We start from the raw sequence: 24,732 nt of genomic DNA, 5'->3' as shown, positions 1-24,732 counted from the left end.
CTGCGAATTGCTAGTTTAAATCATGACGCAAACCTATAACGCTGATGCCATTGAGGTACTCACCGGGCTTGAGCCGGTTCGCCGCCGTCCGGGGATGTACACCGATACCACGCGCCCAAACCATCTGGGCCAGGAAGTAATTGATAACAGCGTCGACGAAGCGCTGGCGGGTCATGCCAGACGCGTTGACGTTATTCTGCATGCCGACCAGTCGCTGGAAGTGATCGACGACGGACGCGGCATGCCTGTCGATATCCACCCGGAAGAGGGTGTGCCGGCGGTTGAACTGATCCTCTGCCGCCTGCATGCGGGCGGGAAGTTCTCCAATAAAAATTACCAGTTCTCAGGCGGTCTGCACGGGGTAGGTATCTCCGTGGTGAACGCCCTGTCCAAACGTGTGGAAGTGACCGTTAAGCGCGACGGCCAGGTCTACAACATCGCCTTTGAGAACGGCGATAAAGTGCAGGATTTGCAGGTGATCGGTACCTGCGCGAAACGCAATACCGGCACCAGCGTCCACTTCTGGCCGGACGAGAGCTTCTTCGACAGCCCGCGTTTCTCGGTCTCACGCTTAACGCACATTCTGAAAGCGAAAGCGGTGCTCTGCCCTGGGGTAGAAATTACCTTCAAGGATGAGGTCAACAACAGCGAGCAGCGCTGGTGCTACCAGGATGGTCTGAATGATTACCTGGGCGAAGCGGTTAATGGCCTGCCAACCCTGCCGGAAAAACCGTTTATCGGTAATTTTGCCGGTGATACGGAAGCGGTGGACTGGGCGCTGCTGTGGCTGCCGGAAGGCGGCGAGCTGCTGACCGAAAGCTACGTTAACCTCATCCCGACCATGCAGGGCGGCACGCACGTGAACGGCCTGCGCCAGGGGCTGCTGGACGCGATGCGTGAGTTCTGCGAATACCGCAATATCCTGCCGCGCGGCGTGAAGCTGTCGGCGGAAGATATCTGGGAGCGCTGCGCCTACGTCCTCTCCGTGAAGATGCAGGATCCGCAGTTTGCCGGTCAGACTAAAGAGCGGCTCTCTTCACGCCAGTGCGCGGCGTTTGTCTCCGGCGTGGTGAAAGATGCCTTCAGTCTGTGGCTGAACCAGAACGTACAGGCCGCAGAAATGCTGGCCGAAATGGCCATCTCCAGCGCCCAGCGCCGTCTGCGCGCGGCGAAGAAAGTGGTGCGTAAAAAGCTCACCAGCGGCCCTGCGCTGCCGGGCAAACTGGCGGACTGTACCGCGCAGGATCTGAACCGTACCGAGCTGTTTCTCGTGGAAGGAGATTCTGCGGGCGGGTCGGCCAAGCAGGCGCGCGACCGTGAATATCAGGCGATCATGCCGCTGAAGGGTAAGATCCTTAACACCTGGGAAGTCTCTTCCGATGAGGTGCTGGCGTCGCAGGAGGTGCATGACATCTCCGTGGCGATCGGTATCGATCCGGACAGCGAAGATCTCAGCCAGCTGCGTTACGGCAAGATCTGTATCCTCGCGGATGCGGACTCCGATGGGCTGCACATCGCCACCCTGCTGTGTGCGCTCTTTGTGAAGCACTTCCGCACGCTGGTGAAAAACGGCCATGTCTATGTGGCGCTGCCGCCGTTGTACCGTATCGATCTCGGTAAAGAGGTCTATTACGCCCTGACGGAAGAAGAGAAAGCGGGCGTGCTGGAACAACTTAAACGCAAGAAGGGCAAACCTAACGTGCAGCGCTTTAAAGGGCTGGGCGAGATGAACCCGTTGCAGCTGCGTGAAACCACGCTCGATCCGAATACCCGCCGTCTGGTACAGCTCACCATCAGCGATGAAGATGAGCAGCAGACCACCGCGGTGATGGATATGCTGCTGGCCAAGAAGCGCTCGGAAGACCGCCGCAACTGGCTGCAGGAGAAGGGCGACCTGGCGGATATCGAGGGTTGATGCCTTGCCGGGCGGCGGCTGCGCCTTGCCCGGCCTACCCGCACCTGTAGGCCCGTGCAAGCGAAGCGCCGCCGGGCATTGCGTCAGGCCGCATGATTCTTCCGGTACTGCAAGGGCGTCTCTCCGATGCCCTTTTTAAATGCGCTGATAAAGTAGGTCACGTCCGAAAACCCCACCCGCGCGGCAATCTCCCGCACGCTCGCCTCCGAATGCAGCAGGCATTCACAGGCTTTGCGTAATCGTAACGTATTTAGGTAATCGTGAATTTTCTCTCCCGTTTCCGCATGGAATTTCCGTGACACGTAGCTGCGGGATTTCCCCAGCTCGTCTGCCAGCGCATCAAGACTGAACTTATGCTGATAGTGCTCGTCCAGCCAGAACATTACCTGGCTGGCGATACCGTGGCTGTTGCCGAGTTGGCCTTCGTCATCGTGCGGCAGCATGGCGAACAGGCTAATCAGCAGGCTGGCGATGCGCTCGCTGTTCAATGGTGGCGGGTAACAGCTGAAGAGATGATCGAGATGGCTGTGGCAGTGGGCCATGTCCGCTACCCAGGCTTCTCCTCCCCGTTGGGACAGCTTCTGGAGTCGTTGTTGGGTCTGGGGGAAATCACGCAGGGCTTTCATTACCGCATGCTGATCGAGATGAATAATGGTCCGGCGGTAGTTCGCTTCGGCCTGGGGATCGACCATCACCTTGTGCAGGGTAAAGGGAGGAAAGAAAAACAGCCTCCCCGGGCGCATGGTGTAGTGACGATTATCGACAATCGCCACGCCAAAGCCCTCTTCGACATAGAGGATCTCCAGGCACTGATGCCAGTGGTGATAGCGCACGGTGTTGGCGAACAGGCGACTGAACGACACGAGGGTATCGTTCAGGGTGATGAGCTCAAGGTGTTCCGCCGTGGGGGTCTCGCGCATAGTGCAATAAAACTCAACTTTTCCCTTTTCTTTCCCCTTTATAAACCACCTTTTTAAATTTCCTCAACTGCGGGTTTATTCATCTCTCACACCTGTGACCCGGCTAACATTTCTGCACCTTGCTGATTAACTATGCTTTGCCGCAGTTGATTGCGAGGACGAGCGTATGTGCGCGGCAAATAAAGAAAAATCAAATCCGTTGTCATCCCGCCAGAATCTGGTGGCGGCCCTTAATACCCTGCTGGCCGCGGTGGATAAGCAGTTCCCGGCGGGTAGCTCCCGTTTTTCACTGGGCGATACCAGCGCCCACTACGCCACCGATGTCGCGCAGATGGAGGGGCTCTCCCGGGTCTTGTGGGGGCTGTTTCCGCTGATGGCCGCAGGCGACAGTACGCCGTTCAGCGATAAATACCTCACCGCCATTAAGCAGGGGACCGATCCGCAAAGCGCAGGCTACTGGGGCGAAGCCGGGCCTTATGACCAGCGTCTGGTGGAGATGGCGGCCTATGGCCTCGGGCTGGCGCTGTTGCAGGATAAACTCACTGAACTGTTTAGCGAACCTGAGCTGATGAACCTGCACGCCTGGCTGAATCAGATCACCGACGCGACGATGCCGGACAGCAACTGGAACTACTTCGCCATCATGGTCCAGCTTGGCTTTAAGCGCGCCGGGCTGCCCTACGATCAGCAGGCCATCGATCGCCGCTTCGCCATGATGGAGGCCTACTATCTGGGGGACGGCTGGTATTCCGACGGTCCGGGACGGCCAAAGGACTATTACATCTCGATGGCGTTTCACTTCTACGGGCTGATTTACGCCACCCTCAGCGGCGATGAGGGGCGGGCAGAGGTGCTGCGCCAGCGTTCGCGCCTGTTCGCGGAAGATTTTATCTATATGTCCGCTGCCGACGGCGCCTCGGTGCCCTTTGGCCGCAGCCTGACCTACCGCTTCGCGATGGTCGCCTTCTGGAGCGCGGTGGCTTTTTCCGGGCTGGAGGTGTTTACGCCGGGGATCGTGAAAGGGATCATCCTGCGTCATCTGCGCTGGTGGCAGCAGCAGCCGATGACCGATCGCGACGGGGTCCTGACGCTGGGTTTCGCCTACCCGAACCTGGCGATGTGCGAGGACTATAACTCCCCCGGCTCGCCTTACTGGGCGCTGAAAACCTACCTGATTCTGGCCCTGCCGGAGAGCCATCCGTTCTGGCAGACAGAAGAGCAGCCATTACCTGCGCTTGCCGAAAAGCGTGTCATTCCCCATGCCCAGCAGATCCTGATGCAGGCGGATCACGTCACCATGCTTACCGCCGGACAGCTGGAATTGAACAACTACGTTAACACCGAGGCGAAATACACCAAATTTGCCTACTCCAGCCGCTTTGGGTTCACCATCGAGCGCGGCCGCTTCGGCATCAAGCATGCCGCCTGCGACTCCATGCTGCTGCTGGCCGATGGTGATAACTACTTCCGCGGACGCCGTGAATGCGAGGCGGTTCGCGTCGACGAGAACTTCATCTTTTCGCGCTGGTCGCCGTGGCACGACGTCCACATCGAGAGCTGGCTGGTGCCGTTTGGCGAGTGGCATCTGCGCCTGCACCGCATTAACAGCGCCCGCACGTTGCAGACGGTGGAGGGCGGGTTTGCGGTAATGAAAACCGACCACCAGCTTATCGGGCGCGGCAGTTACCTGAATGCCGCGAACGGCAGCAGCGTCATTGTTGATCTGTCGCCTGTCATTAGCCGTCAGCCTGACAGCGTGGTGACGCCACCCAACAGCAGCATCATGTTTGCCGAATGCGCTGCCATTCCGGTGCTGACCACCGCTCTCCCGCAGGGGGAGAGCTGGCTGTGCAGTGCTGTATACGCCTCCGGGAAAGCGCGTGCAGAGGCAAACACACCACAACTGAAAATAGAAGATAACCGGGTCGTTATTTGCGCGCCCGGAAGCGAACGTAAGCTGTCGTTCATTTTATAAGAGCCTTACCCTGGATATCGGCGAGGATGGTATGAGCAACAAAACTGAATATTACAAAATCAGCAGTTTTATCTTTCTCTATTTCTTTACCTGGTCGGCCAGTATTGGTTTGCTGGCGATCTGGCTCGGGCAAAAAGCCAACCTGAGCGGCTCGGTGATCGGCACCGTATTTGCGGTAAACGGTGTCTTCTCCGTTATTCTGAAACCGATCTATGGCTACATTCTGGATAAGATCGGCATGAGCAAATACCTGCTCTATTTTGTGGTGGCGATGTCCGCCCTGATGGCGCCATTCTTTATTTATGTCTATCAGCCGCTGTTAATGTCCAACACCATGCTGGGGATTATTATCGGCGCGCTCTATTTAAGTTTCGCCTGGTATGCGGGCGTCGCGGCGTGCGAATCCTATTCCGACCGTTTCAGCCGTCTGAACGGCATGGAATTTGGTCAGATCCGTATGTGGGGCTCGCTGGGCTGGGCGGTGGCATCGTCGTTCTCCGGCCTGCTGTTTAACCTCTCTCCGGCGTACAACTTTATTATGGGCAGCGTGGCGTCGGTCATTATGCTGATTGTCCTCCTGAGCCTGAAGGTGAACACCAACTCGGCTCATGCGGGTGAGGTGCTGACCAAAGAGAAAATCGTTCCGGCGGATGTCTACGCCCTGCTGCGCAGCCGCAAATTCTGGGCTTTCTGCCTTTACGTGGCGGGCGTGGCGTGGATGATGTTTATCGCCGAGCAGCAGTTCTCGCGCTATTTCGTCACCTTCTTTGATGACGTGCACCAGGGCAACGCGGTATTTGGCTATCTGGGCACCGTGCAGTCGGGCATGGAATTTGTCATGTATATGGTGATCCCGCTGTTCGTGAATTTTATTGGCGCCAAACGCGGGTTATTAATTGTCGGCCTGATTGTCGGGGCGCGCCTGATTATTTCCGGGATCTGCGATTCGCACCTGCTTATTTCGGTTCTCAAGCCGCTGTACGGTCTGGAGATCTGCCTCCTGCTGGTGTCGGTCTTTAAATATATCGCCGAGCATTTCGATAAACGGGTGAACGCCACCATGTATCTGCTGGGTTATCAGGCAATGCTCTACGTCGGTAATGTCGTGGTCTCTTCCCCTGCCGGTTATATGTATGACCGCATCGGCTTTGAGCAGACCTATATCATCATGGGAGCCACGGCGCTGACCTTTACCCTTATTTCCGCCTTCACGTTATCCGCCTGCCAGAGCAAATGGCGCGGCGCAAAAACGCTGAACGTTGTTGAACATCACTAATTTACGTCGTCAAAGAAGGAATCGAATTATGTTAAGTCGTATCACCGAGGAACGTCTGGCCGATATTTCCGTGCCCGTGGATGAACGCACCTTTAGCGATGAATTAATCTCGGCGCGCAGCCATATCCTCGACCTGATTAGCCGTCATTTAACGGAATTCGGTGACAAATTCCCGGCAGAAACCTGCAAAGAGGGGTTTTATCCCCTGACCGATAACGTCGAATGGACCACCAGCTTCTGGACCGGGCAGCTGTGGCTGGCGTGGGAGATGAGCGGGAACGAGAAATTCCGTGAGATGGCCCAAAAACACACGCGTTCGTTTGGCCTGCGCATTGCCGGGCGCAGCGACACCAACACCCACGATCTCGGCTTCCTCTACACGCTCTCCTGCGTGGCGGACTGGCGACTGACCGGCAGTCGCGAGGCCCGCGGCTTCTCGCTGCTGGCCGCCGAAGCCCTGCTGGAACGCTTCCACGAGAAGGCGAAGATCATCCAGGCGTGGGGCGATCTGGCCGATCCGGAACAGGCCGGGCGGATGATCATCGACTGCAACATGAACCTGCCGCTGCTCTACTGGGCGACGGAGCAGACCGGCGATCCGCGCTTTGCCGAGGCCGCTAAAGCGCATGTGATGCAGGCCGCAACGTACCTGATCCGTGACGATGCCTCCACCTTCCACACCTACTATATGGACGTGGTCACCGGCGCGCCGCGCTACGGCAATACCCAGCAGGGCTATGCGGACGACTCCTGCTGGTCGCGGGGTCAGGCGTGGGGGATTTACGGCTTCCTGCTGAGCTATATCTATACCGGCGACGAGACGATGATCGCCCTGTCAAAACGGCTGGCAAACTACTTCCTCAACCGTCTGCCGGAGGATTACGTCTGTCACTGGGATCTGGCGCTGGTGGGCACCGACGCGCTGCGCGACGCCTCGTCGGCGGCGATTGCGGTATGCGGCCTGCTGGAGCTGGTGAAGCACCTGCCGGTGACTGACCCGGATCGCGAGCGCTATCTGGCGTGGGCGAAAGGGATCATGTCCTCGCTGACCAGGCACTACCTGATGGGGAAAGAGGAGAAGGGCAACGGCGTGCTGAAACACTCCGTGTATCACCTCGCCAGCAACAAGGGCGTGGACGAGTGCGCCAGCTGGGGGGATTACTTCTACGTCGAAGCGCTGGTGCGCTTCACCCAGAGCTGGAAACTGTACTGGTAAGAAAACGCTGGGGTGGCGTTGTCACCACCCCAGCACTTCTTTGATGACTCGCCGATAAGGGGTATCGATCTGCTCCGGCACCCGATTGATGTAATCCCGCGCATGCTGGCGGGTCTCGCCGCTCAGGCTATCCAGATAAACAATGGCTTCATCCACGGTGGGCACGCGGCCCTCGAGGGAGGCGCTTCTCGGCGGCAGCCCGGTCCAGATCACCGCCTCAATGCCTCTCTCAACCGCCCATCTCGAAAGCAGGCCGGTGTGGCGGCCTTCGATCAGCAATGAACCTATACCGTCACAACGATCTTCCGGGATCCCCTCGCGTTCACGCAACGCCTGACAGGCCACGCTCAGCGTTTCCACATTAAGCCATGCCCAGAGCACCGGTACGGCAGGCGCATTCATACAGATGGCGGTTGCCAGTTCACCGCCGTCACTGACCCGGCAAAACTCGACGGGCAGCGACGGTCCGTCGGTTTTCCACTCCCCGGCGACGGGGAGTGAGCCGCTTTTCCAGACCAACGAGCCCCAGCCCAGACAGGCTATCTTCATCATCTTCTCACTGTACGGCGCTATCAGGCTTCCGGAATACGCAGCGTCTGGCCAGGATAAATTTTATCGGGGCTGGAGAGCATAGGGCGGTTGGCTTCGAAGATTTTGTTGTACTGCGACGCATCGCCATACACCGTTTTGGAGATAGCGCTCAGCGTATCACCCGATTTGACCGTGTAGTAGGTGGCTTCATGTTGGGTATCGGTGGCGGTGATGGTGTTTTCCACCTCGCTGACGCCCGCGATGTTCCCTACCGCGACCTGGATTTTTTCCTTCTGCTCCTGGGTGAGTCCGTCACCCGTCACCACGGCCTTACCGTCGTTGACGTTGACCTGTACTTTGTCGGCGCCCGGTATGTTGAGTTTTTTAAGGTGTTCAGTCACCTTATCGCTCTGACCTTTGTGATCGGTCAGGTTGTCCCACAGCTTTTCACCTGCTTCTTTAACGAAGTTAAAAATTCCCATTCCTTCCTCCAGATAACAATGAAATCAGAAATAAGCATAGCAGGTGCGTTTCGAGGTGATAAAAAAAGCCCGGAAACGCTATGCGTACCGGGCCTGAGGTTCGGTGCTGTTGGTATTGCCGGGCGGCACTTCGTTTGCCCGGCCTACGGTTTTGTAGGCCCGGTAAGCGTAGCGCCACCGGGCAAAACAGGGGTTAAACCCCGTTTTCCAGAATACGGATATGCGTTTCCAGAACGTCACCCTTCACCGCCTCGCTCCACGCTTTCATGTGCGGGGTCTGCAGATGCGCTTCAAGGTGCGCCACGGTTTCCCACTGCTCAACCATCACGATGGAGTCGGGGGCGGTGGTCTGGAAGCTGACGCCAGCGGCGGTGTCCACCATCGGCGCGTAGCCGTGGCAGCCGGCTTCTTCTAAAACGGTCGGGATAATTTTAGCGAACTGATCCAGCACCGCCTGACGGTGATGTTGGCCAGGACGGGTACGAATTTCAGCAATAACGGTAAGCATGGTCATTTCTCCTGATAACATGCAACCAGTTAAGCAAAAATTTCAGCCAGATGCTTGCGATATTCTGCGATATAGCGTGGCACGTCCGGCATTTTAATCACGTCGTTGGTGATAAAGGTCGGCAGCGCCTCCATTCCCAGGAACTGGTTGGCTTTGTGGAACGGCAGATAAACACCGTCCACGCCCACGCCGTGGAAGAACTGATCTTCTTCGGTGAAGGCCTCTATCGGGGCGTTCCAGGTGAGGGAAAGCATGTACTTTTTCCCCTGAATCAGACCGCCGGAGCCATATTTTTTCGAGGCATCTGAACGGGTGCGGCCATCACTGGCATACAGCGCGCCGTGGCCTTCGGTAAAGACATCGTCCATGTACTTTTTCACGGTCCACGGCGCGCCCATCCACCAGCCAGGCATCTGCCAGATCACCACGTCAGCCCAGAGGAAGTTCTGCACTTCGGCCTGGATATCGTATTCACCGTCGGTGCGCACGACTTTAACATCATGCCCGGCGTCGCGCAGGAAGCCGTCCGCGACCTCGGTCAGGGTGTCATTCAGTTGGCCATTGGAGTGGGCGAATTTTTTTGCGCCGTTGATAATTAGGATATTGCTCATTAAGTTGTCCTCAAAGTAGCGAGTCTGAGGGCTATTCTACGCGCGACAGCGGTGCGGTGAAATTAGCAAAATGTGCAAAGTCTTTTGCTATAACAGCAATAATTCCCTACCAGCCGACGGTGACGGCAAAGCCGCCCTCCGGCGCATTCCCGAGTGTTACCGTCATTCGATGCAGGGCGGCAATCCGTTTGACGATAGACAACCCCAACCCGCTGCCGGTTTGCTCCTGTCCTGGCGGGCGATAGAAGCGTTCGCCGATCCGCGCCAGCGCCTCGGGGGCAATGCCCGCTCCGTTGTCACGGACGGTGAAACTGCGGCTATCCAGCGTAACCTCCACCACACTGCCGCGCGGGCTGTAGCGGACGGCGTTATCCAGCAGATTGCGCACCAGCAGGCTCAGCAGCAGCTGCTGACCAGGGCGGGTGACCTGCGGGGCGTTGATATTCAGGCGCATCTCGATCCCGGCCTGCTGCGCCGAAGGGTAGATCTCCATCACCGCCGACTGGAGAACATCGGCCAGCACCAGGGATTCCACGTCATCAAGGCTCTCCAGCGAATCCAGGCGCGACAGGGTCAGGAGCTGCTCAACCAGCCGCGATGCCCGGTCGATACCGGCGTGTAGCTGGTTCAGCGCTTTGCCCTGCGCCTCAGGATCGTCCAGCGACAGCTGCGCCACGTCGGTCTGCACTTTCAGGGCGGTGAGGGGGCTGCGCAGTTCATGGGCGGCATCGGAGGTAAAGCGGCGCTCGCGGGCCATCATCTCCTGGGTGCGGGCGAACAGATGATTCAGCGCATCGAGCAGCGGGCGAACCTCAACGGGCACGCCGTGGGTCGGCAGGCGGTCAGTGGCATCCGGTGAGCGGAGGCGCAGGGTTTGCGCCAGCTTTTTCAGCGGGTGCAGTTCCCGGCTCAGCAAGACGATAAGCAACAGCAGCATCACCGGCAGCGCCACCAGCCAAGGCGTGAGCTGCGATCGCACCACGTCCAGCGCCATCTCCTGACGGTACTCCCGCTCCTGGCCGACCACCACCCGGTACTTGCCGTCCGGGGCGGTGAGCCAGAGGAAGCGCCATTCGTCGTTATCGTCGTTGAGCTGGCCGTTATCAAACCCTTCCCGGCGATAGTGATACGGAATGTCGCGCCCGTTTTCGCCGTCGTTAAGCACCATTTTGCCCTCGGGGGTGTAGATGGCGAAGGCCAGCGCATCGTCATCCAGATGGCCGTGACGGGCTTTTTTCGGCACCTCGCGCATGCGTTCCGGGGCTTTGAGCTCGTCAAGATCCATGGTCAGCAGCCGTTTGGCAAACAGCATTTGCTGGGTGTCAAACAGCTTATCGAGCTTATCGGTGGTCTGGTGCCAGGCGACGATGCTCGCGGCAAACCACGCCGTCAGCGACAGGGCTAAGAACAGCAGCGTCAGGCGCAGCTTGAGGCTGAGGCGTTGGGTCAGTTTCATGCGTCACCCAGGGTATAACCGATGCCGTGCACGGTGCGGATAACATCGCTGCCGAGCTTGCGGCGCAGATGGTGTATGTGGACTTCTATGGCGTTACTGGAGACGTCGTCATCCCAGGTATAGAGCTTCTCTTCAATCAGCTTCCGCGGCAGGACGCGGCCTGCGTTGCGCATCAGGAGTTCCAGCAGGGCAAACTCTTTCGGCTTCAGCACCAGAGTTTCGCCGTTTAGCGTGGCGACGAGGCTGGTAGGATTGAGCGTGATCTTACCGTGGCGCAGTTCGCTGTGCGCCTGCCCGTGGCTGCGGCGCACCAGCGCCTCCAGGCGGGCGGCCACCTCAATCAGGGCGAAGGGTTTACAGAGATAATCGTCAGCCCCCAGGCGCAGCCCCTCGACGCGCTGATCGAGCGCATCCCGCGCCGTTAATATCAGCACCGGTTCGTCGCGCCCCTGTGCCCGCCATTCGCGCAGGATTTGTAGCCCGTCGAGGCCGGGCAGCGTCAGGTCGAGTACCACGGCGTCGTAGGGGGCGCTGTAGAGCGCCGCGCGGCCCGTTTCGCCGTCGGTGAACCAGTCCACGCAAAAGCCCATTTTCGTCAGCCCGGCTTTAATGCCGTCGCCAATCAGCCTGTCATCTTCTACCAGTAAAATGCGCATGTTTCCCTCCCTGATGCCGTCAGTAAACCCTCTGTTACGCACAGCTGTACAGTAAAAAAATTTAAATTTTCCGCTTAAGAAGTTGTTAAGGTTTACCCTGTTTAATGGATTGCGAAACGACATTAAAGGGAGAGTTAAGATGAAAAAAATCGCTGCTATTGCTGCCATCATGATGATCACCTCCGCGCCGGTGTTTGCGGCACAGGGTGGATTTAATGGCCCATCCGCGACGGCAACCCAGACGCAAACCCAGCAGGGTGGGTTTGTCGATAATGACGCTAACCTCACCACGGCGCAGAAGGTCAAGGATATGAAGGATGACAGCTGGGTGAAACTGCGCGGGACGATTACCGAGCGCCTCTCTGACGACCGTTATACCTTCCGTGATGAGAGCGGCACGGTAACGGTGGAGATCGACAATAAACACTGGAACGGCCAGACCATTACGCCGCAGGATAAGGTTGAGCTGCAGGGCAAGGTCGATAAAGAGTGGAACGATTTCGAAATCGACGTGAAACAGGTTATCAAGCTGAATAAATAACCCATCAAGGGGCCACTATTCCGGCCCCTTTTTCTTTGTGACTCGACTCGCCAGATAAGGTAGTATCTGCGGCAATATTGCCTGAAACCAACTGGTTTCTGAGTTGAGGAATCCCATTTAATGAGCGATATGGCAGAGCGCCTCGCGCTACATGAATTCACGGAAAACGCCTACCTGAACTACTCCATGTACGTCATCATGGACAGGGCGTTGCCGTTTATCGGAGATGGCCTGAAACCCGTTCAGCGCCGCATCGTTTATGCGATGTCTGAGCTGGGACTGAATGCCAGCGCCAAGTTTAAAAAATCCGCCCGTACCGTGGGTGACGTGCTGGGTAAATACCATCCGCACGGCGACAGCGCCTGTTATGAAGCGATGGTGTTGATGGCCCAGCCGTTCTCCTACCGCTATCCGCTGGTCGACGGCCAGGGGAACTGGGGTGCGCCGGACGATCCGAAGTCGTTCGCGGCGATGCGTTATACCGAATCCCGTCTCTCAAAATATGCCGAACTGCTGCTCAGCGAGCTGGGCCAGGGCACCGTGGAGTGGGTACCGAACTTCGACGGTACGCTGCAGGAGCCGAAAATGCTGCCTGCGCGTCTGCCGAACATTTTGCTGAACGGCACCACCGGCATTGCCGTCGGGATGGCGACGGATATCCCGCCGCACAACCTGCGTGAAGTGGCGAAAGCGGCCATCACCCTGATTGAACAGCCGAAGACCACGCTGGACGATCTGCTGGATATCGTGCAGGGGCCGGACTTCCCGACCGAAGCGGAGATCATTACCTCCCGCGCGGAAATCCGCAAAATCTACCAGAACGGTCGCGGCTCGGTGCGCATGCGTGCGGTGTGGACCAAAGAGGATGGCGCGGTGGTGATCACCGCGCTGCCGCACCAGGTCTCCGGCGCGAAGGTGCTGGAGCAGATCGCCACCCAGATGCGTAATAAAAAGCTGCCGATGGTGGACGATCTGCGCGATGAATCCGACCACGAAAACCCGACCCGTCTGGTGATCGTACCGCGTTCCAACCGTGTGGATATGGAGCCGGTGATGAACCACCTGTTCGCCACCACCGATCTGGAAAAAAGCTACCGTATCAACCTGAACATGATCGGGCTGGATGGCCGTCCGGCGGTGAAAAACCTGCTGGAGATCCTCACCGAATGGCTGACCTTCCGCCGCGATACGGTGCGCCGTCGTCTGAATCACCGTCTGGAGAAAGTGCTTAAGCGCCTGCATATCCTCGAAGGTTTGCTGGTGGCGTTCCTCAACATCGACGAAGTGATTGAGATCATCCGTACCGAGGATGAGCCGAAGCCGGCCCTGATGTCACGCTTTGGCATTAGCGAAACTCAGGCGGAAGCGATCCTTGAGCTGAAACTGCGCCATCTCGCGAAGCTGGAAGAGATGAAAATTCGCGGTGAGCAGAACGAGCTGGAAAAAGAGCGCGATCAGCTGCAGGCGATCCTCGCCTCCGAACGCAAGATGAACAACCTGCTGAAGAAAGAGCTGCAGGCTGACGCCGATGCCTTCGGCGATGAGCGTCGCTCTCCGCTGCACGAGCGCGAAGAAGCGAAAGCGATGAGCGAGCATGACCTGCAGCCGTCCGAGCCGGTGACCATTGTGCTGTCACAAAGCGGCTGGGTGCGTAGCGCCAAAGGTCATGATATCGACGCGCCGGGTCTGAGTTACAAAGCGGGCGACAGCTTCAAAGCCGCCGTGAAGGGCAAGAGCAACCAGCCGGTGGCCTTTATCGACACCACCGGGCGCAGCTACGCCATCGACCCGATTACGCTGCCGTCAGCGCGCGGGCAGGGCGAGCCGCTCACCGGCAAGCTGACGCTGCCGCCAGGGGCGACCATTGAGCATATGCTGATGGAAGGCGATGAGCAGAAGCTGCTGCTGGCCTCCGATGCGGGCTACGGCTTCATCTGTACCTTTAACGATCTGATCTCGCGCAACCGTGCGGGCAAGGCGTTGATTAGTCTGCCGGATAACGCCCGGGTCATGGCCCCGCTGGTGATTGAAGACGAGAACGACATGCTGCTGGCGATCTCCGCCGCGGGCCGCATGCTGATGTTCCCGCTCAGCGATCTGCCGCAGCTGTCGAAAGGCAAAGGCAATAAGATCATCAACATCGCCGCGGCGGATGCGGCAAAAGGGGAAGACAGCCTGGCGCACCTCTTTATTCTGCCGCCGCAGAGTACGTTGACCATCCATGTGGGTAAACGCAAAATCAAGCTGCGCCCGGAAGAGCTGCAGAAAGTGGTGGGCGAACGTGGACGCAAAGGATCGCTGATGCGTGGCTTGCAGCGCATTGACCGTGTAGAGATCGACTCTCCACACCGCGCGACATCGGGCGACAACGAAGCGTAACAGAGCACCTCCCCCTCCGCTCAGGAGGGGGACTCGTGAAAAACATCCGTTATAGAAACAAAAGAGTTACCCGCTAACAGTTGCAGTATAATCGTCAACTGTCAGGGGTTTTTGAGGTCGCTATGCTATTAATTGTTCGTACCATTCTTGCCGTTATCTACTGCATTCTGGTCTGTATCTTCGGCTCTGTTTATTGCCTGTTCAGCCCGCGTAATCCAAAACATGTCGCTACCTTTGGCCACATGTTTGCCCGTCTGGCGCCGCTGTTTGGCCTGAAGGTAGAGACGCGTCTGCCGGAAGGGGCAGAGAAATTTGGTAACGCTATCTATATCGGTAACCACCAGAATAACTACGATATGGTGACCGCAGCGAAAATCGTGCAGCCGCCAACTGTCACCGTGGGCAAGAAAAGCCTGCTGTGGATCCCGTTCTTCGGCCAGCTCTACTGGCTCACCGGTAACCTGCTGATTGACCGTAACAACCGGGCCAAGGCGCACGGCACGATTGCCGAGGTGGTAAACCACTTCAAAAAACGCAAGATCTCTATCTGGATGTTTCCGGAAGGGACCCGCAGCCGGGGTCGTGGCCTGCTGCCGTTCAAAACTGGCGCATTTCATGCCGCAATTGCGGCAGGCGTACCGATTATTCCAGTGTGTGTTTCCAACACATCGAATAAGATAAACCTGAATCGTCTGCGTAACGGTCTGGTCATCGTAGAGATGCTGCCGCCGGTCGATGTCAGTAAATATGGCAAAGACCAGGTACGCGAGCTGGCGGCACATTGCCGCGAATTAATGCTGAATAAAATCGCTGAGCTCGATAAAGAAGTCGCAGAGCGAGAAGCTGCTGGCAAGGTTTAAGCCGGCTTAAAGGGAAAACGAATTCCCGTGTGTTAGTGCGTTTATAGATGGAGCCATTATGTCACTCAGTCGCCGTCAGTTTATTCAGGCATCGGGGATCGCCCTTTGTGCAGGCGCGGTTCCGCTGAGGGCAAACGCCGCCGGGCAGCAGCAGCCGCTGCCCATTCCGCCGTTACTGGAATCCCGCCGCGGGCAGCCGCTGTTTCTGACGCTACAGCGTGCCCACTGGTCGTTCACTCAGGGTACCCGGGCTTCGGTCTGGGGCATCAACGGACGTTACCTCGGCCCGACGGTGCGCGTCTGGAGCGGCGATGACGTCAAACTGATCTACAGCAACCGTCTGGCGGAGAACGTGGCCATGACCATCAGCGGGATGCAGGTGCCGGGCCCGCTGCTGGGCGGTGCCCCGCGCATGATGTCCGCAAGCGCCGACTGGGCACCGGTTCTGCCGGTCCGCCAACGCGCCGCCACCCTCTGGTATCACGCCAACACCCCGAACCGCACCGCGCAGCAGGTCTACAACGGTCTGGCCGGGATGTGGCTGATAGAGGATGAGGTCAGTAAATCCCTGCCGATCCCGAACCACTACGGGGTGGATGACTTCCCGCTTATCATTCAGGACAAGCGGCTGGATAATTTCGGTACGCCGGAGTACAGCGAGCCGGGCAGCGGCGGTTTTGTGGGTGATACGCTGCTGGTCAACGGCGCGCAAAGCCCCTATGTCGAGGTGTCACGCGGCTGGGTACGCCTGCGTCTGCTGAATGCCTCCAACTCGCGTCGCTATCAACTGCAGATGAGCGATGGCCGCGCGCTGCACGTCATTGCCGGAGACCAGGGCTTTTTACCGGCTCCGGTGTCGGTTAAACAGCTGGCGCTGGCGCCGGGCGAGCGACGCGAAATCCTGGTGGATATGACCAACGGCGAAGAGGTGTCGATCACCTGTGGCGAGGCGGCGGGCATCGTTGATCGTCTGCGCGGTTTCTTTGAACCGTCGAGCATTCTGGTCTCGACGCTGGTGTTAACCCTGCGTCCAACCGGTCTGCTGCCGCTGGTGACCGATACCCTGCCGATGCGCCTGCTGCCGGAGGAGATCCTGAGCGGTACGCCGGTGCGCAGCCGGGATATCAGCCTTGGCGACGACCCGGGCATTAACGGCCAGCTGTGGGATGTGAACCGCATCGATATTACCGCCCAGCAGGGCTCCTGGGAGCGCTGGACGGTGCGCGCCGACAGGCCGCAGTCGTTCCATATCGAAGGGGTGAGTTTCCTGATCCGCAACGTCAACGGCGCCATGCCGTTCCCGGAAGACAGAGGCTGGAAGGATACCGTCTGGGTCGACGGGCAGGTGGAACTGCTGGTCTATTATGGGCAGCCTTCCTGGCCGCACTTCCCGTTCCTGTTCCACAGCCAGACGCTGGAGATGGCGGATCGCGGCTCGGTGGGGCAAATGTTAATCAATCCGGCACCATAAAACGTGCCGGGTGGCGGCTTCGCCTTACCCGACCTACAGGCCGTAGGCCCGGTAAGCGAAGCGCCACCGGGCATTAACATCCCCCGCACAATACTCCTTCATTTCCCACAATGATCCAGCGTATAATCCCGCTCCTTTTGTCTATTTTTTCTTCGGAAGCATTATGAGCGCAATTTCCCTGATCCAGCCGGATCGTGACCTCTTCTCCTGGCCGCAGTACTGGGCGGCCTGCTTTGGACCGGCGCCTTTCCTGCCGATGTCTCGTGAAGAGATGGACCAACTTGGCTGGGACAGCTGCGACATTATCCTGGTGACGGGTGACGCTTACGTCGATCATCCGAGCTTTGGTATGGCGATCTGCGGTCGCATGCTCGAAGCCCAGGGCTTCCGCGTCGGGATCATTGCCCAGCCTGACTGGAACAGCAAAGATGATTTTATGCGCCTCGGTAAGCCGAACCTCTTCTTCGGCGTTACCGCGGGCAACATGGACTCGATGATCAACCGCTACACCGCTGACCGCAAGCTGCGTCACGACGACGCCTACACCGCGGATAACGTGGCGGGCAAGCGTCCGGATCGCGCAACCCTCGTCTACACCCAGCGCTGCAAAGAGGCCTGGAAAGATGTACCGGTCATCCTGGGGGGTATCGAAGCGAGCCTGCGTCGTACCGCGCACTACGACTACTGGTCTGATACCGTGCGCCGTTCGGTGCTGGTGGACTCCAAAGCCGACATGCTGATCTTCGGCAACGGCGAGCGTCCGCTGGTGGAAGTGGCGCACCGTCTGGCGCAGGGCGAACCGGTGGGCGACATCCGCGACGTGCGTAATACCGCGATCATGGTGAAAGAGGCGCTGCCGGGCTGGAAAGGGGTGGATTCCCGTATCATCGATATGCCGGGCAAAATCGACCCGATCCCGCATCCGTACGGCGAAGATCTGCCCTGTGCGGATAACAAGCCGGTTGCGCCGAAGAAAGCCGAAGCAAAAGCTATCGTGGTGCAGCCGCCGCGTCCGAAGCCGTGGGAAAAGACCTACGTGCTGCTGCCATCCTTTGAGAAGGTAAAAAGTGACAAGGTGCTCTACGCGCATGCGTCCCGTATTCTGCACCATGAAACCAACCCGGGCTGTGCCCGTGCGCTGATGCAAAAGCACGGTGAGCGCTACATCTGGATTAACCCGCCGGCAATCCCACTCTCTACCGAAGAGATGGACAGCGTGTTTGCGCTGCCGTACAAACGCGTGCCGCACCCGGCATACGGCAACGCCCGTATCCCGGCGTATGAGATGATCCGCTTCTCGATCAACATTATGCGTGGCTGCTTTGGGGGCTGCTCTTTCTGTTCGATCACCGAGCATGAAGGGCGCATTATTCAGAGCCGCTCTGAAGACTCCATCGTCAACGAGATCGAAGCCATTCGCGACACGGTACCGGGCTTTACCGGCGTCATCTCCGATCTGGGTGGCCCAACCGCCAACATGTACATGCTGCGCTGTAAGTCGCCGCGCGCGGAGCAAACCTGCCGTCGTCTCTCCTGTGTCTATCCGAGCATTTGCGAACACATGGACACTAACCACGAACCGACGATCAACCTCTACCGTCGTGCCCGCGATCTGAAAGGCATCAAGAAGATCCTCATCGCTTCCGGGGTGCGTTATGACATCGCTGTGGAAGATCCGCGCTACATCAAAGAGCTGGCGACCCACCACGTGGGCGGCTACCTGAAGATCGCCCCGGAGCATACCGAAGAGGGGCCGCTGTCGAAGATGATGAAGCCGGGGATGGGGAGCTACGACCGCTTTAAAGAGCTGTTCGATACCTATTCGAAGCAGGCCGGGAAAGAGCAGTATCTGATCCCATACTTTATCTCCGCGCACCCGGGCACGCGTGATGAAGACATGGTGAACCTGGCTCTGTGGCTGAAGCAGCGTCGCTTCCGTCTGGATCAGGTGCAGAACTTCTATCCGTCGCCGCTGGCGAACTCAACCACCATGTATTACACCGGCAAGAACCCGCTGAGTAAGATTGGCTATAAGAGTGAAGATGTGGTGGTGCCGAAGGGGGACAAACAGCGTCGCCTGCATAAAGCCCTGCTGCGTTATCACGATCCGAAAAACTGGCCGCTGATCCGCCAGGCGCTGGAAGAGATGGGCAAAAAGCACCTGATTGGCTCACGCCGCGACTGTCTGGTGCCTGCGCCAACGGTTGAAGAGATGCGCGAAGCGCGCCGCCAGAACCGCAATACACGTCCGGCCCTGACCAAGCACACGCCAATTGTGCATCAGCGTTCGAACGGTGGAGCGAGCACGAAGAAGAGTGTAAAACGTAAGAGCGGTTAAACCGCATTGCCCGGTGGCGCTGCGCTTACCGGGCCTATGCTCTGATATGTAGGCCGGGTAAGGCGAAGCCGCCACCCGGCTTTTTACTAACCGCCAAACTGGTCCGGATCCGGGCCTAAACGCTTGCCTTTATCCAGCTTCGCAATTTCACCCAGTTCATCTTTATCCAGGCGGAAATCCCACACGTTGAAGTTCTCAGCGATGCGCGACGGGGTGACCGATTTCGGGATCACCACCAGACCGCAGTCCAGATGCCAGCGAATAACAATCTGTGCCGGGGTTTTGCCGTACTTATCGGCCAGGTCGCGGATAATTTTCTGATCGAATACCCCTTCGCCGCCCTGGGCCAGCGGGCTCCAGGATTCGGTCTGGATCTTGTGGGTCGCATTCCAGGCATGCAGCTGGCGCTGCTGCATCAGCGGGTGCAGTTCAATCTGGTTTATCACCGGGGCGACGCCTGTCTCATCAATCAGGCGCTGCAGATGGTGGACCTGGAAATTACAGACCCCGATGCTTTTTATCAGCCCGGCTTTTTGCAGCTCAATCATCCCTTTCCAGGCATCGACGTAATGGTCGATAGCCGGAACCGGCCAGTGCATCAGATAGAGATCGACAAAATCGAGTTGCAGCTTGTCCAGGCTCTCCTGCAGGGCTTCTGCCGGACGCTTCTGGTCGTCGTTCCACAGCTTGGTAGTAATGAACAGCTCTTCGCGGGGTACGCCAGCGCTGGCAAGGGCCTTGCCGACGCCCTCCTCATTTTTGTAGGCGGCAGCGGTATCAATGGAGCGATAGCCGACTTCCAGTGCTTTATGAATGGCGGAGACGACCTCGTCGTTACCGGCTTTCCATACGCCGAGCCCCAACTGGGGCATTACGTTGCCATCCTGAAGCTTGATTACGGTTTGGTTTGCCATTTTTCCTCCTTCATTGGACATCCACCAGGAGTGATCCCCTGGTGGCGTATGTGCATTAAGCCTGGCCTAAATGCCGAAAAACGGAAGGCAATCGCGTAAAATCAGTTAGCGAGCGGCCTCGTAAATACGGCGGCTTACATCGAGAGTAATGTCATGATGTTCCCCGATTTGCGTCATGCCGTGCTCCTCAAGTTTTGCCAGCAGGGCAGGGATGGAACTGCCGTCCAGACCGTAGCCGGAGAGACGCGTCGGAACACCCAACTGCTCGAAGAAGTTGCGGGTGGCAGCGATAGCCGCATCGATACGCTCATCTTCAGAACCGGCAGTAATACCCCAGACGCGCTCAGCGTACTGCAGCAGCTTGCCACGCTTGGTGTCGCGTTTTTCATTCCACAGTGCCGGCAGAACCACGGCCAGGGTCTGGGCATGATCGAGGCCGTGCATCGCCGTCAGCTCATGGCCCAGCATATGGGTTGCCCAGTCCTGTGGCACGCCTGCGCCAATCAGGCCGTTCAGCGCCTGAGTCGCAGCCCACATCACGTTGGCGCGCACTTCGTAGTTTTCTGGCTCTTTCAGCGCCAGCGGGCCATCTTCGATCAGGGTCAGCAGAATGCCCTCAGCGAAACGATCCTGAATCTTAGCGTTCACCGGGTAAGTAACGTACTGCTCAACGGTGTGGACAAAAGCATCCACTACGCCGTTCGCCACCTGACGCGGCGGCAGGGTGTAGGTGTAGACCGGATCCAGCACCGCAAACACCGGCTGCACGTGCTCGTTCATAAAGGCCTGCTTGTCGCCGGTGGTTTTACGGGAGATCACCGCGCCTTTATTGGACTCGGAGCCGGTTGCCGGCAGGGTCAGTACGGAGCCCATCGGAATGGCGCTCTTGATGTCGCTGCCGCCGGTTTGCAGGATGTGCCACGGGTCGATGGTTTCATCGTAATGGGCTGCCGCGGCAATGAACTTGGTGCCGTCCAGCACCGAACCGCCGCCCACCGCCAGCAGGAAGGTGATCTGCTCGTCACGGGCGATTTTCACCGCCTTCATCAGCGTTTCGTAAGAGGGGTTTGGCTCAATGCCGCTGAACTCGCGCACGTCCATGCCTTCCAGCGCGGAGTAAACCTGATCCAGGACGCCATTCTTCTTCACGCTACCGCCGCCATAGGTAATCAGGACGCGGGCGTTGGCCGGGATCTGCTCGCGCAGATCGGTGATGGCGCCTTTACCAAACAGGATGCGGGTTGGGGTATGCAGATTAAAATTGTTCATTGTTCGTTCCCTTTGGTGGGTGAAAAAACAGGGCGGCACAGAGGGCTGCCTGATGGTGCTCATTGTGGCGAGCGTACGCGCTCCTCTCAATGCACATTCCTGCCGTTGTCTTGCCCATTTCTACACAGTGCTGGAGAAAACGGGAAAAAATGCGCACACTGCAGGCGTCGGAAAACGTACCCGGAGTGAGAGAAGATGAAACGTGAAGCCGTCTGCCTGCAGCTAACGGAACAAATTAAGAAACTGAAAGATAATGAAAATTATCTTGATACGCTGCTGCCGGATGTTCGCCTGCTGTACGGGACTCAGCCCTACGCCCGCACCCCGGTGATGTATCTGCCGGGTATCATTTTTCTCTTTTCTGGCCACAAAATTGGCTACATCAACGAGCGGGTATTTCGTTATGACCCCAACGAATATCTGCTCCTGACAGTACCTTTACCCTTTGAATGTGAAACTTTCGCGACAGAGGCGGTGCCGCTGGCAGGTATTCGCTTAAATATCGATATCCTGCAACTGCAGGAGCTGCTGATGGACATTGGCGAGGACGAACTGTTTCGCCCGTCGATGGCAGCGAGCGGCATCAACTCCGCCACGCTGACGGATGAGATCCTCTGCGCCATTGAACGTCTGCTGGACGTGATGGAGCGGCCGCTGGACGCGCGGATTCTGGGTAAGCAGATCGTGCGCGAGATCCTCTACCACATCCTGCTGGGGCCGGGCGGCGGGGCGCTGCTGGCGTTGGTCAGCCGTCAGACTCACTTCAGCCTGATTGGACGGGTACTGAAACGCATCGAGAGCCAGTACACCGAAAACCTGAGCGTGGATCAGCTGGCGGCAGAGGCCAACATGAGCGTCTCGGCGTTCCACCATAACTTTAAGTCGGTAACCAGCACCTCGCCGCTGCAGTATCTCAAGAGCTACCGCCTGCATAAGGCGCGGATGATGATGATCCACGACGGCATGAAAGCCAGCGCCGCCGCGCTGCGGGTAGGCTATGAAAGCGCCTCGCAGTTCAGCCGGGAGTTCAAGCGCTACTTTGGTGTGACGCCGGGGGAAGATGCGGCGCGGATGCGGACGATGCAGGGGATGTGATTGACATGTAGGCCGGGCAAACGCAGTGCCGCCCGGCGCTTTTCCCCGGAGGCGCTACGCTTACCGGGGCTACAACGACAGCAGCGCCTCAGGCGTTGCAGTACTTCTTACGGATCACCACCACAATCGTTCCCACCAGGCCTGCGATCAGCAGGAAAATAGGCAGGATCATCAGGAAGGTCATGACCTGATCTTCATGGCGTTTAACGAACGGGATCATGCTCAGGGCATAGCCAAAAGTGGTCACTACACCGACCCACAGCAACGCGCTCAGCCAGTTAAAGAACTGGAAGCGGCGATTAGAGAGCCCGGAGATGCCGGCCATGGTTGGCAGCAGCGTACGCACAAAGGCCAGAAAACGCCCAACCAGCAGCGCCAGCAGGCCATGCCTGTCAAACATGCAGTTCGCGCGCTGATGGTATTTATGCGGCAGCTGTGCCAGCCAGCTTTTGACCACCCGTGTATTGCCGAGCCAGCGGCCCTGCAAATAGCTGAGCCAGCAGCCCAGGCTGGCGGCTGAAGTAAGGATCACCATCGTGGGGGTAAAGTCCATGACCCCTTTACCGATTAACGCCCCTGCCAACAGTAGCAGGCTATCCCCCGGTAAAAAGGAGGCGGGCAGTAACCCATTTTCCAGAAACAGCGTGGCGAACATAACGAAATAGACAATCCCAACCACGTGCGGATCCGCCAGTGCTGCAAAGTCGTGTTGCCAGAGTGCAGCGATAATATCTTGAATAACAGCCATGGGCTTTCCTGTGGAACAGCATATATAAAGCTATTGTACTCCCTATTTCGTCGGCGGGCTTTGATCGCAGACGCAACAAATCAGACTTTTCTGCACTTAACGTGGAGAAAAGTGTCCGCGGACTGTTTTTGTAGCCCTGCGCTATTCGATACGCGCAAACCCGGCCTCTAAATCGGCAATCAAATCGTCGACATTTTCCAGGCCGATATGCAGGCGGATCAGGGTGCCGGTAAAGTCCACGTTGCCGCCCGGACGCAGGGCCGCAATCTGCTCTGGCTGGTTCGGCAGGATCAGCGACTCAAAGCCGCCCCAGGAGTAGGCCATGCTGAACAGCGAGAAGTTATCCAGGTAAGCGGCAAGTTCGTCATTGCTCAGGCGTTTATTAAGCACGAATGAGAACAGGCCGCTGCTGCCCGTGAAGTCACGTTGCCAGAATTCATGCCCGACGCTGCCCGGCAGTGCCGGATGGTTAACCCGCGCCACCTGGGGATGCTGCGCCAGCCACTGCGCAACCTGCACGCTGCTTTCATGATGTTGACGCAGACGCACACCAAGGGTACGCAAGCCGCGGCTGGTCATATAGGCGGTGTCGGCATCCACCATCTGGCCCATCAGATAGGCGTTCTCACGCAGCTGCTCCCAGCAGCGGGCGTTGCAAACCGCGGTACCAATCATCCCGTCAGAGTGGCCAATCAGGTACTTCGTCGCCGCCTGAATCGAGATGTCGATACCAAAATCGAGCGCCTTAAACAGCACACCCGCCGCCCAGGTATTATCAATCATGATGATAGCCTCCGGCGCTTTGCTGCGTACCGCCTGCACAATGGCTGGCACATCATGCACTTCCATAGTGATAGAGCCGGGTGATTCCAGGAACACAATCCGGGTGTTGGGCTGGATCAGATCGGCGATGTTCGCGCCAATCTGCGGATCGAACCAGTCGGTAGTGACCCCCAGCTTGCTGAGGATTTTGGTGCAGAAGTCCTGGCTTGGCTCGTAGGCGGTGTTGGTCATCAGGATATGGTCGCCCTGCTCAACGAAGGCCAGAATGGTGTTGGCCACCGCCGCTGCGCCGCAGGGGAAGAGTGCACACCCCGCGCCGCCCTCCAGCTCGCACATCGCTTCCTGTAGCGAGAAGTGGGTCAGCGTGCCGCGACGCCCGTAAAACAGCTCACCGTTGGCCCGGTTACGGGTGGCGTGCTTTTTCGCCTCCACGGTATCAAACACCAGCGACGAGGCGCGCTGTATGACGCTGTTCACGGAACCAAGGGTATATTTTTTACTGCGTCCCGCCTGGACAAGGGTGGTATCAAGATGCTTCTCTTTCATATCTGCACAACCTGTTTTTATACGTCTGGACGTCCACACTACCACGAAAGTAAAAATGGTCACGTTAGCGGTAGTGGGTTCAGCGGAAAATTTTTTAAAATTTGTTTCCGGGAAATTTTTCCTGCGTAAGCGCAAGGAAAATGAAACGAATTTACGGCACTATGTAAATACTAATGAGAACTACTATCAATTCGACGTTGTTTTGATATTATTATGCTCAGATTTTGTGATTTGCGTCCTGG

General features: G+C 57.8%; 21 protein-coding genes. 10 read left to right on the top strand and 11 right to left on the bottom strand.

Annotated elements, in window-relative coordinates; translation table 11 throughout:
- Nucleotides 1-22 precede the first annotated feature (22 nt).
- Nucleotides 23-1,915: a DNA topoisomerase IV subunit B gene (gene parE, locus GNG26_RS18820; RefSeq protein WP_103176985.1), complete on the top strand. Its 1,893-nt coding sequence runs from the start codon at nucleotides 23-25 to the stop codon at nucleotides 1,913-1,915.
- Between the two features lie 83 nt (nucleotides 1,916-1,998).
- Here the strand turns inward: parE and GNG26_RS18815 are convergent, their stop codons facing one another.
- The gene (locus tag GNG26_RS18815; protein WP_156239778.1) at nucleotides 1,999-2,835 is read right to left on the bottom strand and encodes an AraC family transcriptional regulator; all 837 of its coding nucleotides are present in this window, start codon (nucleotides 2,833-2,835) and stop codon (nucleotides 1,999-2,001) included.
- A gap of 166 nt (nucleotides 2,836-3,001) precedes the next feature.
- Here GNG26_RS18815 and GNG26_RS18810 point away from each other — a divergent pair, with 166 nt between their 5' ends.
- From GNG26_RS18810 to GNG26_RS18800, 3 genes are read left to right on the top strand one after another with little or no spacing between them, the layout of a single operon-like run.
- Nucleotides 3,002-4,810 (top strand): DUF2264 domain-containing protein, encoded by a 1,809-nt coding sequence (locus GNG26_RS18810; RefSeq protein ID WP_156239777.1) that lies wholly within the window; start codon nucleotides 3,002-3,004, stop codon nucleotides 4,808-4,810.
- A 31-nt stretch (nucleotides 4,811-4,841) separates the two neighbouring features.
- Complete coding sequence (locus tag GNG26_RS18805) at nucleotides 4,842-6,086, top strand: oligosaccharide MFS transporter (protein ID WP_197080114.1); 1,245 nt, start codon at nucleotides 4,842-4,844, stop codon at nucleotides 6,084-6,086.
- 28 nt (nucleotides 6,087-6,114) lie between these two features.
- Nucleotides 6,115-7,302 (top strand): glycoside hydrolase family 88 protein, encoded by a 1,188-nt coding sequence (locus tag GNG26_RS18800; RefSeq protein WP_156239776.1) that lies wholly within the window; start codon nucleotides 6,115-6,117, stop codon nucleotides 7,300-7,302.
- 21 nt (nucleotides 7,303-7,323) lie between these two features.
- Here GNG26_RS18800 and GNG26_RS18795 read toward each other — a convergent pair whose 3' ends face one another.
- The 6 genes from GNG26_RS18795 to qseB form a co-directional block, all read right to left on the bottom strand.
- Nucleotides 7,324-7,854: a hypothetical protein gene (locus GNG26_RS18795; RefSeq protein ID WP_231604157.1), complete on the bottom strand. Its 531-nt coding sequence runs from the start codon at nucleotides 7,852-7,854 to the stop codon at nucleotides 7,324-7,326.
- 20 nt (nucleotides 7,855-7,874) lie between these two features.
- Entirely contained in the window at nucleotides 7,875-8,315 is a 441-nt protein-coding gene (gene lysM / locus GNG26_RS18790; protein ID WP_156239775.1) for a peptidoglycan-binding protein LysM, read from the bottom strand.
- Between the two features lie 193 nt (nucleotides 8,316-8,508).
- Complete coding sequence (locus tag GNG26_RS18785; protein WP_103822963.1) at nucleotides 8,509-8,823, bottom strand: putative quinol monooxygenase; 315 nt, start codon at nucleotides 8,821-8,823, stop codon at nucleotides 8,509-8,511.
- A gap of 29 nt (nucleotides 8,824-8,852) precedes the next feature.
- Nucleotides 8,853-9,434: an NAD(P)H-dependent oxidoreductase gene (locus GNG26_RS18780; RefSeq protein WP_103176972.1), complete on the bottom strand. Its 582-nt coding sequence runs from the start codon at nucleotides 9,432-9,434 to the stop codon at nucleotides 8,853-8,855.
- Nucleotides 9,435-9,540: 106 nt separating this feature from the next.
- Nucleotides 9,541-10,890 carry a quorum sensing histidine kinase QseC gene (gene qseC, locus GNG26_RS18775; protein WP_156239774.1) on the bottom strand — a complete coding sequence of 450 codons (1,350 nt, stop codon included), beginning with the start codon at nucleotides 10,888-10,890 and terminating at the stop codon, nucleotides 9,541-9,543.
- The gene (qseB, locus tag GNG26_RS18770; RefSeq protein WP_103176970.1) at nucleotides 10,887-11,546 is read right to left on the bottom strand and encodes a quorum sensing response regulator transcription factor QseB; all 660 of its coding nucleotides are present in this window, start codon (nucleotides 11,544-11,546) and stop codon (nucleotides 10,887-10,889) included. The genes qseC and qseB overlap by 4 nt, the downstream gene beginning before the upstream one ends.
- A 139-nt stretch (nucleotides 11,547-11,685) precedes the next feature.
- Here qseB and GNG26_RS18765 point away from each other — a divergent pair, with 139 nt between their 5' ends.
- The 5 genes from GNG26_RS18765 to GNG26_RS18745 all read left to right on the top strand — a co-directional run bounded on the left by GNG26_RS18765 (nucleotide 11,686) and on the right by GNG26_RS18745 (nucleotide 19,135).
- The gene (locus GNG26_RS18765; RefSeq protein ID WP_103176969.1) at nucleotides 11,686-12,087 is read left to right on the top strand and encodes a YgiW/YdeI family stress tolerance OB fold protein; all 402 of its coding nucleotides are present in this window, start codon (nucleotides 11,686-11,688) and stop codon (nucleotides 12,085-12,087) included.
- Between the two features lie 120 nt (nucleotides 12,088-12,207).
- A complete protein-coding gene (parC, locus tag GNG26_RS18760) occupies nucleotides 12,208-14,466 on the top strand; it encodes a DNA topoisomerase IV subunit A (protein WP_156239773.1) in 2,259 nt (752 codons plus the stop codon).
- A 122-nt stretch (nucleotides 14,467-14,588) separates the two neighbouring features.
- The gene (plsC, locus tag GNG26_RS18755) at nucleotides 14,589-15,326 is read left to right on the top strand and encodes a 1-acylglycerol-3-phosphate O-acyltransferase (RefSeq protein WP_103180982.1); all 738 of its coding nucleotides are present in this window, start codon (nucleotides 14,589-14,591) and stop codon (nucleotides 15,324-15,326) included.
- 58 nt (nucleotides 15,327-15,384) lie between these two features.
- Complete coding sequence (gene ftsP, locus GNG26_RS18750) at nucleotides 15,385-16,797, top strand: cell division protein FtsP (protein ID WP_103822863.1); 1,413 nt, start codon at nucleotides 15,385-15,387, stop codon at nucleotides 16,795-16,797.
- A gap of 163 nt (nucleotides 16,798-16,960) precedes the next feature.
- Nucleotides 16,961-19,135, top strand: a complete 2,175-nt coding sequence (locus GNG26_RS18745; RefSeq protein ID WP_114316787.1) for a YgiQ family radical SAM protein — start codon at nucleotides 16,961-16,963, stop codon at nucleotides 19,133-19,135.
- 86 nt (nucleotides 19,136-19,221) lie between these two features.
- On the opposite strand, the gene dkgA is transcribed toward GNG26_RS18745, so the two are convergent.
- The gene (gene dkgA / locus GNG26_RS18740; protein ID WP_103822861.1) at nucleotides 19,222-20,049 is read right to left on the bottom strand and encodes a 2,5-didehydrogluconate reductase DkgA; all 828 of its coding nucleotides are present in this window, start codon (nucleotides 20,047-20,049) and stop codon (nucleotides 19,222-19,224) included.
- Between the two features lie 105 nt (nucleotides 20,050-20,154).
- Entirely contained in the window at nucleotides 20,155-21,318 is a 1,164-nt protein-coding gene (gene yqhD, locus GNG26_RS18735) for an alcohol dehydrogenase (RefSeq protein ID WP_156239772.1), read from the bottom strand.
- A 195-nt stretch (nucleotides 21,319-21,513) separates the two neighbouring features.
- Here yqhD and GNG26_RS18730 point away from each other — a divergent pair, with 195 nt between their 5' ends.
- Nucleotides 21,514-22,413, top strand: a complete 900-nt coding sequence (locus tag GNG26_RS18730) for an AraC family transcriptional regulator (RefSeq protein WP_156239771.1) — start codon at nucleotides 21,514-21,516, stop codon at nucleotides 22,411-22,413.
- An 88-nt stretch (nucleotides 22,414-22,501) separates the two neighbouring features.
- On the opposite strand, the gene yghB is transcribed toward GNG26_RS18730, so the two are convergent.
- Together yghB and metC are read right to left on the bottom strand one after the other, a co-directional pair.
- Nucleotides 22,502-23,161 (bottom strand): DedA family general envelope maintenance protein YghB, encoded by a 660-nt coding sequence (gene yghB, locus GNG26_RS18725; RefSeq protein WP_156239770.1) that lies wholly within the window; start codon nucleotides 23,159-23,161, stop codon nucleotides 22,502-22,504.
- A gap of 141 nt (nucleotides 23,162-23,302) precedes the next feature.
- A complete protein-coding gene (gene metC, locus GNG26_RS18720; RefSeq protein ID WP_156239769.1) occupies nucleotides 23,303-24,490 on the bottom strand; it encodes a cystathionine beta-lyase in 1,188 nt (395 codons plus the stop codon).
- Between the last annotated feature and the right edge of the window lie 242 nt (nucleotides 24,491-24,732).

The sequence above is a fragment of the Leclercia sp. J807 genome (assembly GCF_009734465.1).
Taxonomy (GTDB): Bacteria; Pseudomonadota; Gammaproteobacteria; order Enterobacterales; family Enterobacteriaceae; genus Enterobacter.
This window is presented reverse-complemented; position numbering and strand designations above follow the sequence as displayed.